This is a genomic window from Thalassospira sp. (assembly GCF_048059015.1).
Taxonomy (GTDB): domain Bacteria; phylum Pseudomonadota; class Alphaproteobacteria; order Rhodospirillales; family Thalassospiraceae; genus Thalassospira.
The window spans coordinates 178,728-192,306 of record NZ_JBLLNT010000005.1 but is presented as its reverse complement, the minus strand read 5'-3'; the positions used below and the strand labels follow the sequence as shown (position 1 = coordinate 192,306).

Genomic DNA, 13,579 nt, shown 5'->3' with positions numbered 1-13,579 from the left:
TGAGATAGCAGTATTTACGCCGACGCTACGAATTCAAATGATATTTTATCTCGCAGCTAAATATCGCCCCGGACGATGGTTCAATGCGATGATCAGGTTCAGCACAACCGCGCCGAGGATCGAGAGTAGGACCTTGTCTAACGGTAGTGTTAGGAACGCGCAGACGAGGATGACGAGGTCGACGGCGAGTTGGAAATATCCTGCGCGGATGCCGAAATGTTCCTGTAGGTAAAGGGCGAGGATATTGATCCCGCCAAGGCCTGCACGGTGGCGGAACAGCATCAGAAGGCCGATCCCCATCAGCGCACCACCGGCAATTGCGGCATAGACCGGATTGAGCATTTGAAAGTCGATCATCATCGGCGTCAGTTTGGAGAAGCCCGAGACAAGACCAACCGCGATGAAGGTTTTGACCGTAAAGGCCGTGCCCATGCGCTTAAAAGCCAGCCAGTAAAAGGGCAGGTTGATCACAAAGAAGATCAGGCCAAATGACAAGCCCGTCGCATGTTCGACCAAAAGCGCCGCACCGGCCGTGCTGCCGGTGACCAGAACGCTTTCGCTATAAAGCGTCACACCAAGGGAGACCACCATAGTGCCAAGCAAAAGAGCCAGAACATCCTCGTAAAGGCGATGTGAAATATCGTCTTTTTTGGGGGTGTTGGCGGTTGCTTGTTCTGTGGTGTTGGCGTTGGTCTGGGTCATTTCGCGCGACAGTCTTTTGTCTGATGAATGTGATCAGATTACGCTTTTCGCATGTGCGAAACAAGTTGGTGGCATGTGCGGGCGTTAATTCGCCCGTTTTTGATACGGGCCTGTTTGCCAACGCAAAAGACCGGCGCGAATGCAGCCGGTCTTGGTGATTTTATGCGTTGATAAGTTGCTTGGTGGTGCGAGGATCAGGCAGCTTCGTCCCATTTCGGGGCGAAGGATGGATCGATCAATCGGCCTTCCGGATTGGTGAGATCATGGATCGCTGCCATATCGTTTTCAGACAATTCGAAATCAAAGATGTCGAAATTGGCCGCCGCATTCTTGGGCGAGCCCGATTTCGGGATTGCCATCACGCCATCTTGCTGCATCAACCAGCGCAGGGTTACCTGGGCCGCTGACTTGTCATATTTTTCGCCAATCGCTTTTAGGATCGGATCTTTCATCACCGTGCCGCGTGCAATCGGGCAATAGGCGGTCAGAAGCATGTCATGCGCGCGCAGGCTTTCAATCACCTTCGATTGGTCAAGATAGGGGTGGTATTCCACTTGATTGACCGTGAGCGGAAGGTTGCTGTGCGCAACGGCCTTGTCAATCAGGGCCGTCGGGAAGTTTGAAATCCCGATCAGGCGCGTCATGCCAAGGTTTTTGACCTCGTTCAAAGCGGCCAGCGTTTCTTCAAGCGGGATTTCATCGGTTGGCCAATGCAAAAGCAGAAGGTCAACATGGTCAAGATCAAGCTTGCGAAGGGATTCAACGACTGATGTTTGCAAATCGCCGCTTTGGAATTTGTCGTACCAGACCTTGGTGGTCAGGAAATAGTCGTCACGCGCAAGGCCTGATGCCTTAAGTCCGCGGCCGACGCCTTCTTCGTTGTGATACATCTGGGCCGTATCGAAATGGCGATAGCCGATTTTGGCGGCCTCAAGGACCATTGCGGCCGCTTCGTCATTGTTAAGCTCGTAGGTCCCAAATCCGAGAGCCGGAATTTCCGTACCCTGCCAGTTTCGGTAAATCATGATGGTTTACCCCCTGTGTTTGATTGTTGTCATTTTGGATGCTGTCACTGTCATGATCAAATGACGATAAGGTTTCAGTTTGCCCAACATGTGCCTGATTTAATCCGTCGTCATCGCGCTGCAACCTGTACTCTTGGATGGTTGCTGCTGTTCAATGGGGAAGGACGCTGGACAGAAGTCTTTGTGTCAAAAGAGTTTTGGACAAAGAAAAGGGGCGACCGGGTATGTTGGGCCGCCCTGAGTTCAGGACTTAGAGTGAGGCTGTATCAAGCCAAGTACGAGATTGCCCCAAGCCGGGTCGCATATCCTTGATGTGGCTCAAATCGATCGGCTTTTTACGCAGTCGGTCCGTTTTCACTGGTTTCGCTGACCGCCGCATTCAGATGATACAGGGAGTCCCGAATGACCTGTGGGCCCAGATCTTTGGTGATGAAAACGATCTTTGATCGATGGTCATCACTTGGCCAGGCGGGCAGGGATGCCGGCGGGTGGAAGATATGCTGAACCGCGTGAATGGCCACCGGCGCGTCTTCGCCGACAAGGTTAAGGATGCCTTTGACGCGCAGAAGGCTTTCGCCGCGCATCTGGGTGAAAATCTCCGCCCAGGTGACGAATGCATCCCAATGCAGCGGTTCCTCAAAAGTAATGCAGAACGACCGGATATGGTCATCGTGACGGTTTACGTCGTGATGGTGGTGGTCATGCGCTTGGTCATGGCTGTGGCCATGATCGTCGGAGTGGTCGTGATGATGCGCATGATCATTATGATGCTCATCGCCATGCTGTTCATAGGCTTCATCACGCAGCCATTTCTGCACATCCATGCTTTTGGTGCTTGGGTCATACAGCCCGGCATTAAACAGCTTGGCAACCACGATATCGCCATTCACCACCGGATAGATTGGTGCTGCGGGGTTAAGCGCACGCAGGCGGGCTTCAAGGTTTGTGCGTGTTTCATCATCGACCAGATCGGACTTGGTCATCAGGATGCGATCAGCAACGGCGGCCTGTTTGACGCTTTCTGGATGGTGATCAAGCTGCCCCGCGCCATGGATCGCATCGACCGTGGTGACAACACTATCAAGTCGGAACTTGGTGGTGAGTAACGGGTCGGTCATCAGCGTATGAAGGATCGGTGCCGGATCGGCAAGGCCGGTGGTTTCAATGATCACCCGATCAAATTCGGGGATTTCGCCGCGCGTGCGTTTGATAAACAAATCGCGCAGGCCCGAAATCAAATCACCGCGCACCGAACAGCAAATACAGCCGGAATTGAGCAACACCACATCTTCGGACACTTCGCGCACCAACAGATGATCAAGCCCGATTTCGCCAAACTCGTTGATCAGAACGGCAGTTTTATCCATGCCATCCTGGGTCAGAAGGGCATTGAGAAGCGTGGTCTTGCCACTGCCCAAAAAGCCGGTAATGACCGTGGTTGCGATGCGTTCGAACTGTTCGTCTGAAAGGGCCATGGTGTTCGCGTCTTATCCGTTATTTTTTGCCATAAAGCTCATCAACCGAGACTTCCGGTTCGGAAATCACGATTTCAGCACCATCACGTGCGGCAAAGTAAAAGCAGTTGCGACGCCCGGTGTGGCAGGCAACGCCAAGCTGATCTACCTGCACCAGAATGGTGTCCTGATCGCAGTCATAGCAAAAATCGACAAGGTTCTGGACCTGACCGCTGCTTTCGCCCTTGCGCCAAAGCTTTCCGCGCGAACGTGAGAAATAGCAAACCCGCCCGGTCGACAGGGTTTCAAGCACCGCATCACGGTTCATCCAGGCCATCATCAGAACTTCGCCTGTGTCATGTTGCTGGGCGATTGCCGGGATCAGGCCGTTTTCATTGAATTTCAGTTTATCGGCAATCTGGTCATTGCTTGTGATCTGCGCGGCCGTCATGGGATGCTCCGGTCGATGATGGTTGACTTTTTACGTTCGGCACGTCAGAAAATGATATATTATAACACTTCATCAGATGCCATGGCTTTTTAGGGCAAATTGACTTTGACCCTGAGCGCCGCTAGCTCGCCGTTGATATGAGATATTCAAGTATGAGCGATCTTTTCCCGAAAAAGGGCCACGATCACGACAGATGTGTGAATAGCGCACTTGTGCAGGCAGAGAAAGTCTGTGAGGCCGAAAATGCGCGCTTTACCGATATGCGCCGCAAGGTGTTCACGCTGATCTGGCAATCGCACAAGGCGGTCACGGCCTATGAGCTGCTTGATGCGCTAACCGCCGAAGGACAGCGCGTGCAGCCGCCAACGGTCTATCGCGCACTTGAGTTCCTGACCGAGCTTGGCTTGGTGCATCGTATTGAATCACTGAATGCCTATTTCGGCTGTGACCGACCTGACTGCGAACATCTGGGCCAGTATTTCATTTGCACGAAATGTGGCCGTGTGGCCGAGGCCGTGAATGAAGATATGAGCAATGCGGTGCGCAAGGCCGCCAGTGGCGTCGGTTTCACGATTGAGGCAACCACAGTCGAGATCAAGGGGCTTTGCCATGACTGCGCCGCTCATTGAGGGGCGGGAGCTGACCCTGTCATTTGGCAATGAACGTGTGCTTGATCAGGTGTCGCTTTCCATCCATCCCGGTGAAATCATTACGCTGATCGGCCCGAACGGGGCGGGTAAATCGACGCTGGTTAAAACCCTTTTGGGCTTGCAGCAGGCTGATAGCGGCGACGTCGTGCGCAAGCGCGGGCTCAAGATCGGCTATGTGCCGCAAAAACTTGCCATTGATCAGGTTTTGCCAATGACGGTGAAGCGTTTCCTGACGCTGACCCGCTCCGCCAGTTGGACCGAATGTGAAAAGGTGCTTGAGCAGGTTGGCGCCGGGCACGTCATTGATGCGCAGATGAGCCGCCTTTCAGGGGGCGAGACACAGCGCGTCATGCTGGCGCGCACATTGTTGTTGCGGCCTGAATTGTTGGTGCTTGATGAACCGACACAAGGCGTTGATGTCAGCGGGCAGGCGGAGCTTTATCGCCTGATCGATGATATCCGCAAGGAGCTGAACTGCGCGGTTTTGATGATCTCGCATGATTTGCATCTGGTGATGGCGAAGACCGATCAGGTGGTGTGCTTTAACCGTCATGTTTGTTGTTCGGGCATTCCCGAAACTGTGCGGCAGCACCCTGAATATCGATCATTGTTTGGTGTGCGTGAAGCAGATGCGATTGGCATTTATCACCACGAACATGATCACGAACATGATCTTTCGGGGCATGTTGTTGGCGGTTGCGGGCATGATCACAGCCATGATCACACGCATGACCATCATCACCACCATGATGATGGTCATCAGCACAATCACGATCATAACCACGACCATGCCGTCAAAGAAGGGGCAGGAACCAGCAAATGATGGATGATTTCCTGTTCCGTGCCGTATTGGGCGGTGTTTTGCTGGCAATGGTTTGCGGGCCGTTCGGTGCTTTCATCGTATGGCGTCGCATGGCGTTTTTTGGCGACATGCTCGCCCATACCGCGTTGCTCGGTGTAGCGCTTGGTCTTCTGATTGGCGTTGATGTCCGTATCGGCATGATTGCGACCTGTCTGGCCGCCGCCCTGATCCTTGCTTATGGTCAACGGCAATCACGGATTGGCAATGACACTGTCCTTGGCATGCTGGCCCATTCAACGCTTGCGCTTGGTATGGTGGCACTGGCCTTTGTGCAGGGGGTGGCTGTTGATCTGATGGCTTATCTGTTTGGCGATATCTTGGCGGTCAATGTTGCTGATATCTGGCTTCTGGCTCTTGGCGGGGCGTTTGCGCTTTCCATGCTGGCCTGGATGTGGCGGCCGCTTCTGGCTTTGACTGTTAGTCCGGAAATTGCAGCAGCCGAAAGCATCCCGGTCGAACGGCTGCGTTTGATCTTTATGCTTCTGATGGCGCTTGTGATCGGTATGGCGATCAAGATTGTCGGTGTTCTTCTGATTACAGCGCTTTTGATCGTGCCAGCGGCCAGCGCGCGCTTCTTTGCCAGAACGCCGGAGCAAATGGCAATCGGTGCGGCATTGTTTGGTGCGGCTGCTGTAATGGCTGGCATCGCGCTTTCATGGCATGTCGATACGCCCGCCGGACCCAGCATCGTTATCTCAGCCGCCGCGATCTTTATCGTTTCTGCTGGTCTTTCCCCACTGATGCGCAAAGCCGCCTGATAAGGTGTGCGCAGGCTAACTGTTGTTTTGGCTGATGGCGAAGTGGTCAAGCGGTTCCCGGGATACTTTGGAATCCGCGAAATAGGCTGAAATTGCATCCATCAGGCACCGCACGCGTTTGGGCATGCTGCGTCCGGCGGCATAGACCAGTTGCAGGTCATTGGTTGGCGGGGCGAAATCGGTCAGGATCGGAACAAGACGACCGGCTTTGACATCTTCTTCAAGGTCCCAGTGCGATTTCATGCAGATGCCATATCCCTCTGCCGCCCATTGCCGGATCAATGCGCCTTCGTTCGTCGTGCGGTTGCCACGCACCTGAACCATCTGTTTCTTGCCATCGATCGTGAATGGCCATTCTTGTTCGGGCTGATCACCAAAGCGCATGACAAGGCAATTATGATCAACAAGGTCTGCGGGCGTTTGCGGTTCGCCGTGTTTGGCAATGTAGCTTGGCGCCGTACAGGCAAAGCGATGGATATCACCCAGTTTGCGGCGTTTCAGGCTACTGTCGGAAAGCTTGCCATAACGCACGGCAAGATCAATGCCCTGTCCGACAAGATCGACATATCCGTCCGATAACAGGAAATCAATCTCGATATCAGGATGCTGTTCGATGAAGGCATTGATGATCGGGTCAATCCGATGCCGCCCCAGATCAAAAGTCGCACTGATGCGGATACGCCCCGATAAATGATCCGCGCCATGGCGGACCTGTGATCTAAGATCTGTGGCTTCGCTTACCAGTTGGCGTGCACCATCAAGCAATGTGCGTCCTTCGTCCGTCAGGCTGATTGCCCGCGTGGTGCGGGTTAAAAGACGGGCGCCATAATGATCTTCAAGAGCACTGACCCGTTCGGAAACAGACGCCGGGGAAAAGCCGAAATCGCGCCCGGCGGCGGCAAGGCCACCTTTTTCGACAATCCGGATAAACAGCGAAAGGTTGGTCAATAGGTCCATTGTTCGGAATTCCCAAAAAGATAATGTCTGAATTTAGGAATTATTCTGAATTTCCGCAATGATAGGGTGATCTCAATGACCCCAACGCTCCGGTCATGAGCGTGCAACCTGGTGTATGTGATTGAACCAACAGTATTTCCCAAGTCGGTTTACTGTTCGCCAAACCCCTCCGCGCCATTGCATATGCCAAACGAATGCATGTCATCGTGACCGGGGCCTCCTTGTTTGAATGACAGGATGAATGCGATGACCAACCCACTTTTCACCTCTTATGACCTGCGTGGTCTCGATCTGCCAAACCGGATGGTGATGGCTCCGATGACCCGCTGCCGCACCGATCAGCCGGGCGACATTCCCAACGAGATGATGGGAACCTATTACGCACAGCGCGCAACCACCGGCCTGATCATTTCCGAAGCGACCCAGATCTCTAAGCAGGGGCGGGGATATTCCTTTACGCCGGGCATCTATAGCGATGCGCAAATTGATGGCTGGCGCAAGGTGACCAAGGCTGTTCACGATGCAGGCGGTCGAATTTTCCTGCAGCTTTGGCATGTCGGGCGCATGAGCCACGAAAGCTTCCACGCAGACGGCACGCCCGTTGCGCCTTCGGCTCTTTCACCCGATGCGCAGGTTTGGGTGGTGGACCCCAAAACCGGGCAAGGTGGCATGGTTGATTGTACTCCGCCACGTGCACTGACCCGCGAAGACATTCAGGACATCATCGAAGACTTCCGCAAAGGTGCGGCCAATGCGATCGCGGCTGGCTTTGATGGTGTCGAAATTCACGGTGCCAACGGCTATCTGGTGGATCAGTTCCTTCGGACGACCTCAAACCAGCGCGACGATGACTATGGCGGATCGCAGGAAAACCGCATTCGCTTCCTGCGCGAGGTTTGCGAAGCGGTTGCTGGTGAAGTTGGTGCCGGTCGCACCGGCATTCGACTGGCTCCGTTCATCACGCAGCGCAACATGAATGACCCGACCATTATTGATACGATCATCAAGGCCGCTGCAGAAATTGATCGTATCGGACTGGCCTATATCCATTTGTCAGAAGCTGATTGGGACGATGCTCCGGAGATTCCCGAACAGTTCCGCAAAGACCTGCGCGCGGCATATTCCGGTTCTATCATCGTAGCGGGCAAGTACACCAAAGAACGCGGTGAAGCTATCCTGAAGGCCGGTTATGCCGATCTTGTCGCCTATGGCCGCCCGTTCATCGCCAACCCGGATCTGGTGTCGCGGTTCGAGAATGATGTCGCACTGGATGAGCTTGATGGTGCGACGCTGTTTGGTGGCGATGATAAGGGTTATACTGATTATGTCCCGGCCAAAGCAGCCTGATGGCTTAACCGTCCTTGGTGACATTCCGCCCGAATTGCGGGCGGAATTTGCCGCGGGTTTTAATAATCACGCGATCGGAACCCGCATGGTGCATCAAACAGGCACGATGACTGTCTGGCACATGCATCTGGCACCTGGCGATCGCATTGCTGCCCACTGCCATGACAAACCATATTTCTGGACCGTTATGACAGATGGTTTTGGTCGATCACGCTACGCTGATGGCAGCATCGTCGATATCGAATACAAGGCAGGTGACACCAAGTCCTTTGATCTCGCGCCCGAAACGGGTTTTGTCCATGATCTGGAAAATACCGGCGAGACGGAGCTGGTGTTTGTCACGGTCGAGTTTGAGATCACAGCTAAATGAAAAACGGCGCGGGATATCCGCGCCGTTTTTGTTTGCCTTGCCGCTTTGATCAGGCGGTTTTCAACCGCTCAAATCCGGCTTCCAGATCAGCAATCAGATCATCCGGATCTTCCAAGCCGATATGCAGACGGATTAACTGACCGTCTTCGTCCCACTTTGTCGCGGAGCGGATGTTTTTCGGATCGGACGGCAGGATCAGGCTTTCAAAGCCGCCCCAGCTAAAGCCCATGCCAAACAGTTCCATGTTATCGACCATATTGGCGAGTTGGGATTTCTCAACTGGCTGCATCACAAATGAAAACAGGCCGCTGGCACCGCTGAAATCACGTTTCCAGATCGCATGACCCGGATCATCGGGCAGGGCAGGATGGAGGACGCGTTTGACTTCCGAGCGGGTTTTTAACCATTCGGCGATCTTAAGGCCGTTTTCGTGATGTTGGCGCATGCGCACGGCAAGTGTACGCAACCCGCGTTGCGCCAAATAACAATCATCCGGGCCAACCGCATCGCCAGAGATAATGATTTGCTTTTTAATGGTCAGGAGGTCTTCGGGTGTTGCGGTGGTAATCGTGCCGAGCATCACGTCTGAATGACCGACAATATATTTCGTCCCGGCCTGAACCGAGATGTCGACGCTAAGCTCGAACGGGCGGCACAGGATTGGCGATGCCCAAGTAGAATCAAGCAAGACCTTAACATCACGTGCATGGGCAGCTTTGGCGATCGCCGGGATATCCTGCATTTCAAAGGTCAGCGATCCCGGGCTTTCACACCACACCAGAACCGTGTTATCGCGGATCAGGCCCGCAATATCACCGCCGATGGTGGGATCGTAATATTCGGTCTCCACACCAAACTTCTTGAGGAAGCTGTTGCACAGGTGGCGAGTTGGGTAATAGGCGCTGTCTGTCACCAGGATATGATCGCCGGGCTTTACGAATGCCAGGATCGAGTTGGTGATCGCTGAAACACCTGACGACACGCAATGCGTGCCATAGCCGCCTTCAAGTTCTGCAACGGCTTCTTCAAGCAGGAAGCGGGTCGGGGTGCCGTGCCTGCCATAAGTCACCTTGCCCGATGCAGGGGAGCCTTCTTTTTCCAGCTGTTCGAGACTGTCAAACAAGATGGTCGAGGCGTGTAGGACCGGCGGATTGACCACGCCGTGATACTGGCTCGAACGGCGGCCGGCATGAACCAGCTGGGTTGCAGGTTTTTTGGGGCTTTTGGCAGACATGGGTGGTGCTACTCCTTGATGGGCGATCTTATATTCGGGCCGGGGCGTGTGCCCGTTATTTGTCGAACTAAGACAAATCATCTTGGCCGCTCAGCTTCAAGGCTTTTTGCGCAAAAGCCATTGTGAAATCAGTGATCCGGGTTATTTCTGTGAGACTGCCCGTCGGCGCGCCACCAGAACCGATGGGCCAAATGACAGATAACGTTAAGGGGGCCCCGTGATCGAACTTCAGGATTTCCGTGCTGCGCGTCGCGCCATTTCCAGCCATATGCGTCTAACACCCGTGATGAAGGCTGATAGTTTCACCGACATGTCGGGGTTTACGGCCCTTAAGACCATTCCGGAAATGTTCCTAAAGCTTGAAAATATGCAGGTCACCGGATCGTTCAAGGCACGCGGTGCGATGAATGCGGCACTGGCCCTTGATGATGACAAACGATCTCAGGGGCTGTGCACCGCATCGGGCGGTAATCATGGCATGGGGGTTATCCATGCTGCCCGCACACTTGGTGTGCCGGTTAAAATATTCCTCCCAACCAACACCCCAAAGCCCAAGGTAGAGAGGCTGCGTGCACAGGGCGTTGATGTCGCCCTGATCGGGGCTGTGTGGGATGACGCCAACCGTGCGGCCATGGATCATGCGCGCGAAACCGGCATGGCCTATATCCACCCCTTTGCCGATCCCAAGGTCATCGCAGGCCAGGGCACCATCGCGCTGGAACTTTTGGAGCAACAACCAGACCTTGATACCCTTGTGGTGGCGATCGGTGGAGGTGGGCTTATTTCTGGTGTCGCCACGGCAGCACGGCTTTTGCGCCCGTCGATCCGCATCATCGGCGTTGAGCCAACCGGGGCTGCGACATTGTTTGAAAGCCTTAAGGCCAATGAGGTCGTGACTTTGCCAAGTGTCAATACGGCAGCAACAAGCCTGGCCCCGCGTCAGTCATCCGCACTTAATGTCGATCTGATTGGCAAGAACGTCGATCGCATCGCCCTTGTCACGGACGAGGAAATGCAAAAGGCGGCAAGCTGGCTTTGGAAGGAGCTTGGTCTGTCCGTCGAGCTGTCAGCGGCAGCAGGCATTGCCGCGATCATGACGGATCGTCTGGGCGTTTCTGATCCGGGTCGGGTTGGTGTGATTGTGTGTGGTACGGGGACCGATGGGATCAAGTAGGATCGCTTAAAACCGGACGGCACATATATGCGGGCGGGCAGGGAACTGTGCCGCCCGTTTCGTTTGTAGTTTGCCAAACCCACGAACGCTTAGCATTCAGACAAATAAAAAGGGATGAAGCCGTTGGGCTTCATCCCTTTTTAAACCAGACGCCATCTGAAATCAGATTGCGTGGAATTTTGTAGCGTCGCAAACCGCCAAAGAGCAAGAGCTCTCCGGGACGGAATTACATCTTCGGCTCGACCACCTGACGACCACGGTACATACCGGTGTTCGGGTCAATGTGGTGCGGGCGATGCAGTTCGCCGGTCTCTTTGTCTTCGCGGTACGAGCCCTTGGCGAGCTTGTCATGCGAGCGACGCATGCCCTGACGGGACTTGGTCACTTTTTTCTTTGGCACTGCCATGGGTCATCATCCTCTGGCTTGGGTAAACTCAGGCGCGCTTGTTACCGTGCGCGGTCGGGAAAGTCAACGATCAAAGTGCCAGAATCTGCATTATTTGCATTTTCCTTTGCACTTTCGCTATCCGGCGCGTCACCACGGTTATGACCCGCATGATCAACATGATGGTCAATATGCGGGATCAGCCCGATATCGCGCGGATCATCAACAATGTCCGTTCGCTGGTCGTATACAACAAAGCCTGCCTTTTGGTAAGCCCCCAATGCACTTGGATGATCCAAAGTGCAGGTATTTACCGTAACCCGGGCCGGCTTTAGGCTCCAGGCGGTATCAATCGCCCAGTTTAGAAGGTATTTGCCAAAGCCTTTGCCGATGAAATCGGGGATCAAACCTATGTAATGCAGGTCAATAACGCGCTCTGTCTCAAGTGCGGTCAGATCAAGCTCGGCATAGCCTGCGGGCACGCCTGCGACATAAAGCACATAAACATGTGTTTCCTGCTGCGCGATCAGTGGTGCTAGTTCCTCGTCGCTCATCAGGCGGCGTTGCCACCAAAGCCACGGCTCGCCGACTGTATTATATAAGTAGCGATAAAAGGACAGGGTCGGGTTTTCTGCCCGGATGATGGCAACCTTGCCCGGCGGGACGACGGCCGGTGCGCGGTCGGGCGGATTGTGCATTTCAAGGAAGCTGACAACAACTTCGAGCTTGCGCGGATTAGATGGGGTCATTGGGTTAGGCTCTTGCGCATAATGATGTTTTGATTTGCTTCAGGCGCTGCCTGTGGTGTGGCGCTTTCCACCAAGTCATAGCCTAATTTGGCGTAAAAATCACCCGCTGCGGGGTTCTCGATGGTCACACGGACTTCTGAAAGGCCCGAAATACGCAAGATATCCTCGGCCAGTGTTACCAGCTCACGCCCGATGCCAAGGCTTTGGGCCGATGCGTCAATCGCCAGATAATGGATCCAGCCATAGATATCATCATGGCCGGTCATCATGGTGGCGATGATCGATTGATCCGCAGGGTGGCGGGCGATGATGAGGCTGCCGTGATCGGCATTGATGCAGTTTTCGATATCCTGTCTGGCATCGCGGATGGCCGGGATCAGGCCGGTGGATATCCAAAGCCGTGTGATGGCAGCGATATCGATATCTGTCGGGGATTTAAGCTGTTCAAGTAAAATGCCCGCCTCGTCACCGGTTCGATCTTGACTGTTATCAGCAAGGTTCTGGCCATAAGGGGACGATGCGGGCATTTATGTCTCAGTCTATATCTGAAAGTCTGTTTATGCCGGGCCGGTATCAACCGGGCTGTCTTCGGTGGTGGCCCATTGTGCCCATGATCCATCAAAGACGGCGACCTGTTTGTGGCCAGCGATATAAGCACCCATGGCCAGAACGCATGCTGTCACGCCAGACCCGCAGGTGGTGACGACCGACTTATCCAGATCAACACCCGCTGTTTCAAACTCGGCCTTGATCGCGGTTGCATCCTTAAAGGTGCCATCCGCATTCAAAAGCATGTTGAAAGGCAGGTTGTAGGAGCCCGGAACGTGGCCCGATTTGCCCCATGGATCATCAACCTCACCGCGGAAACGTTCGCCAGCGCGGGCATCAACAAGCTGTTCGCGCTTGGTCTTGACGTTTGACATGACCTGATCGATTTCACGCAGCAAGAAGCTGTTGGCGCGCGCGGTGAAATGGCGTTCGCGCGGCGGGGTCGGGGTGTCGGTCACCGGGCGGTTTTCCGCAAGCCACTTGGGCAGGCCACCATCAAGCACAACAACATCGTGATGACCAAAATGGCGCAGCATCCACCATGCGCGGCACGCCGCAAGTGCTGATCCGGTCTGGCCGTAGACAACAATGCGCACGCCATCACCAAGGCCAAGCTTGCGGACCTTGGCAGAAAACTTGATTGCATCTGGCATCATGTGTGGCAGAGGCGCGCTATCGTCGGCTGCGATGTCATCGATATCAAAGAAGACGGCACCCGGAATATGCTGCGCATCATGGATCTCGCGGGCATTTTTGTTGTCGGCTGGCATGTACCAGCTTGCATCAACGACGCGCACATCCGGTGCGTCGAGGTGATCCGCCAGCCACTGGGTGGAAACCAGTGCATCGGAAAGTGGGTTGGTCATGGACAAGCTCCGGTTGGCAATGGTGGGTATTGCATGATCCAGGTTG

At 54.4% G+C, this 13,579-nt stretch carries 16 protein-coding genes; 6 read left to right on the top strand and 10 right to left on the bottom strand.

Going from position 1 to position 13,579, the window contains the following annotated elements:
- Positions 1 to 45: 45 nt before the first annotated feature.
- The 4 genes from ACMZ66_RS09010 to hisI form a co-directional block, all read right to left on the bottom strand.
- On the bottom strand, positions 46 to 702 hold the full coding sequence (locus ACMZ66_RS09010; RefSeq protein ID WP_416936543.1) for a YitT family protein: 657 nt from the start codon (positions 700 to 702) through the stop codon (positions 46 to 48).
- 194 nt (positions 703 to 896) lie between these two features.
- The gene (locus tag ACMZ66_RS09005) at positions 897 to 1,727 is read right to left on the bottom strand and encodes an aldo/keto reductase (protein WP_416936541.1); all 831 of its coding nucleotides are present in this window, start codon (positions 1,725 to 1,727) and stop codon (positions 897 to 899) included.
- 335 nt (positions 1,728 to 2,062) lie between these two features.
- On the bottom strand, positions 2,063 to 3,202 hold the full coding sequence (locus tag ACMZ66_RS09000) for a CobW family GTP-binding protein (RefSeq protein ID WP_416936539.1): 1,140 nt from the start codon (positions 3,200 to 3,202) through the stop codon (positions 2,063 to 2,065).
- 19 nt (positions 3,203 to 3,221) lie between these two features.
- Entirely contained in the window at positions 3,222 to 3,632 is a 411-nt protein-coding gene (hisI, locus tag ACMZ66_RS08995; protein ID WP_416936537.1) for a phosphoribosyl-AMP cyclohydrolase, read from the bottom strand.
- A 152-nt stretch (positions 3,633 to 3,784) separates the two neighbouring features.
- Between hisI and ACMZ66_RS08990 the strand changes: the two genes are divergently transcribed.
- Genes ACMZ66_RS08990 through ACMZ66_RS08980 form a run of 3 tightly spaced genes read left to right on the top strand, consistent with a single transcriptional unit; the run spans position 3,785 to position 5,902 of the window.
- Positions 3,785 to 4,261, top strand: a complete 477-nt coding sequence (locus tag ACMZ66_RS08990) for a Fur family transcriptional regulator (RefSeq protein ID WP_416936535.1) — start codon at positions 3,785 to 3,787, stop codon at positions 4,259 to 4,261.
- Complete coding sequence (znuC, locus tag ACMZ66_RS08985; RefSeq protein ID WP_416936533.1) at positions 4,242 to 5,105, top strand: zinc ABC transporter ATP-binding protein ZnuC; 864 nt, start codon at positions 4,242 to 4,244, stop codon at positions 5,103 to 5,105. Before ACMZ66_RS08990 ends, znuC begins: the two co-directional genes overlap by 20 nt.
- Positions 5,102 to 5,902 carry a metal ABC transporter permease gene (locus tag ACMZ66_RS08980; RefSeq protein ID WP_416936531.1) on the top strand — a complete coding sequence of 267 codons (801 nt, stop codon included), beginning with the start codon at positions 5,102 to 5,104 and terminating at the stop codon, positions 5,900 to 5,902. Before znuC ends, ACMZ66_RS08980 begins: the two co-directional genes overlap by 4 nt.
- A 15-nt stretch (positions 5,903 to 5,917) precedes the next feature.
- Here the strand turns inward: ACMZ66_RS08980 and ACMZ66_RS08975 are convergent, their stop codons facing one another.
- Entirely contained in the window at positions 5,918 to 6,859 is a 942-nt protein-coding gene (locus ACMZ66_RS08975; protein ID WP_416936529.1) for a LysR family transcriptional regulator, read from the bottom strand.
- Between the two features lie 246 nt (positions 6,860 to 7,105).
- Between ACMZ66_RS08975 and ACMZ66_RS08970 the strand changes: the two genes are divergently transcribed.
- Positions 7,106 to 8,206, top strand: a complete 1,101-nt coding sequence (locus tag ACMZ66_RS08970; protein ID WP_416936527.1) for an alkene reductase — start codon at positions 7,106 to 7,108, stop codon at positions 8,204 to 8,206.
- Positions 8,184 to 8,576 (top strand): cupin domain-containing protein, encoded by a 393-nt coding sequence (locus ACMZ66_RS08965; RefSeq protein WP_416936525.1) that lies wholly within the window; start codon positions 8,184 to 8,186, stop codon positions 8,574 to 8,576. Before ACMZ66_RS08970 ends, ACMZ66_RS08965 begins: the two co-directional genes overlap by 23 nt.
- Before the next feature lie 49 nt (positions 8,577 to 8,625).
- Here ACMZ66_RS08965 and metC read toward each other — a convergent pair whose 3' ends face one another.
- On the bottom strand, positions 8,626 to 9,810 hold the full coding sequence (gene metC, locus ACMZ66_RS08960) for a cystathionine beta-lyase (protein ID WP_416936523.1): 1,185 nt from the start codon (positions 9,808 to 9,810) through the stop codon (positions 8,626 to 8,628).
- Between the two features lie 217 nt (positions 9,811 to 10,027).
- Between metC and ACMZ66_RS08955 the strand changes: the two genes are divergently transcribed.
- Positions 10,028 to 10,984 (top strand): threonine ammonia-lyase, encoded by a 957-nt coding sequence (locus tag ACMZ66_RS08955; RefSeq protein WP_416936521.1) that lies wholly within the window; start codon positions 10,028 to 10,030, stop codon positions 10,982 to 10,984.
- Positions 10,985 to 11,210: 226 nt separating this feature from the next.
- On the opposite strand, the gene rpmF is transcribed toward ACMZ66_RS08955, so the two are convergent.
- From rpmF to ACMZ66_RS08935, 4 genes are read right to left on the bottom strand one after another with little or no spacing between them, the layout of a single operon-like run.
- Positions 11,211 to 11,390, bottom strand: a complete 180-nt coding sequence (gene rpmF, locus ACMZ66_RS08950; protein ID WP_007090029.1) for a 50S ribosomal protein L32 — start codon at positions 11,388 to 11,390, stop codon at positions 11,211 to 11,213.
- 41 nt (positions 11,391 to 11,431) lie between these two features.
- A complete protein-coding gene (locus ACMZ66_RS08945) occupies positions 11,432 to 12,118 on the bottom strand; it encodes a GNAT family N-acetyltransferase (protein WP_416936518.1) in 687 nt (228 codons plus the stop codon).
- Positions 12,115 to 12,645 carry a GNAT family N-acetyltransferase gene (locus tag ACMZ66_RS08940; protein WP_416936516.1) on the bottom strand — a complete coding sequence of 177 codons (531 nt, stop codon included), beginning with the start codon at positions 12,643 to 12,645 and terminating at the stop codon, positions 12,115 to 12,117. Before ACMZ66_RS08940 ends, ACMZ66_RS08945 begins: the two co-directional genes overlap by 4 nt.
- A gap of 30 nt (positions 12,646 to 12,675) precedes the next feature.
- Complete coding sequence (locus tag ACMZ66_RS08935; RefSeq protein WP_416936514.1) at positions 12,676 to 13,533, bottom strand: sulfurtransferase; 858 nt, start codon at positions 13,531 to 13,533, stop codon at positions 12,676 to 12,678.
- Between the last annotated feature and the right edge of the window lie 46 nt (positions 13,534 to 13,579).

Coding starts and splice junctions, on each gene's coding strand:
- ACMZ66_RS09010 (WP_416936543.1), bottom strand. CDS start 702: ATGACCCAGACCAACGCCAACACCACAGAACAAGCAACCGCCAACACC.
- ACMZ66_RS09005 (WP_416936541.1), bottom strand. CDS start 1,727: ATGATTTACCGAAACTGGCAGGGTACGGAAATTCCGGCTCTCGGATTT.
- ACMZ66_RS09000 (WP_416936539.1), bottom strand. CDS start 3,202: ATGGCCCTTTCAGACGAACAGTTCGAACGCATCGCAACCACGGTCATT.
- hisI (WP_416936537.1), bottom strand. CDS start 3,632: ATGACGGCCGCGCAGATCACAAGCAATGACCAGATTGCCGATAAACTG.
- ACMZ66_RS08990 (WP_416936535.1), top strand. CDS start 3,785: ATGAGCGATCTTTTCCCGAAAAAGGGCCACGATCACGACAGATGTGTG.
- znuC (WP_416936533.1), top strand. CDS start 4,242: ATGACTGCGCCGCTCATTGAGGGGCGGGAGCTGACCCTGTCATTTGGC.
- ACMZ66_RS08980 (WP_416936531.1), top strand. CDS start 5,102: ATGATGGATGATTTCCTGTTCCGTGCCGTATTGGGCGGTGTTTTGCTG.
- ACMZ66_RS08975 (WP_416936529.1), bottom strand. CDS start 6,859: ATGGACCTATTGACCAACCTTTCGCTGTTTATCCGGATTGTCGAAAAA.
- ACMZ66_RS08970 (WP_416936527.1), top strand. CDS start 7,106: ATGACCAACCCACTTTTCACCTCTTATGACCTGCGTGGTCTCGATCTG.
- ACMZ66_RS08965 (WP_416936525.1), top strand. CDS start 8,184: ATGTCCCGGCCAAAGCAGCCTGATGGCTTAACCGTCCTTGGTGACATT.
- metC (WP_416936523.1), bottom strand. CDS start 9,810: ATGTCTGCCAAAAGCCCCAAAAAACCTGCAACCCAGCTGGTTCATGCC.
- rpmF (WP_007090029.1), bottom strand. CDS start 11,390: ATGGCAGTGCCAAAGAAAAAAGTGACCAAGTCCCGTCAGGGCATGCGT.
- ACMZ66_RS08945 (WP_416936518.1), bottom strand. CDS start 12,118: ATGACCCCATCTAATCCGCGCAAGCTCGAAGTTGTTGTCAGCTTCCTT.
- ACMZ66_RS08940 (WP_416936516.1), bottom strand. CDS start 12,645: ATGCCCGCATCGTCCCCTTATGGCCAGAACCTTGCTGATAACAGTCAA.
- ACMZ66_RS08935 (WP_416936514.1), bottom strand. CDS start 13,533: ATGACCAACCCACTTTCCGATGCACTGGTTTCCACCCAGTGGCTGGCG.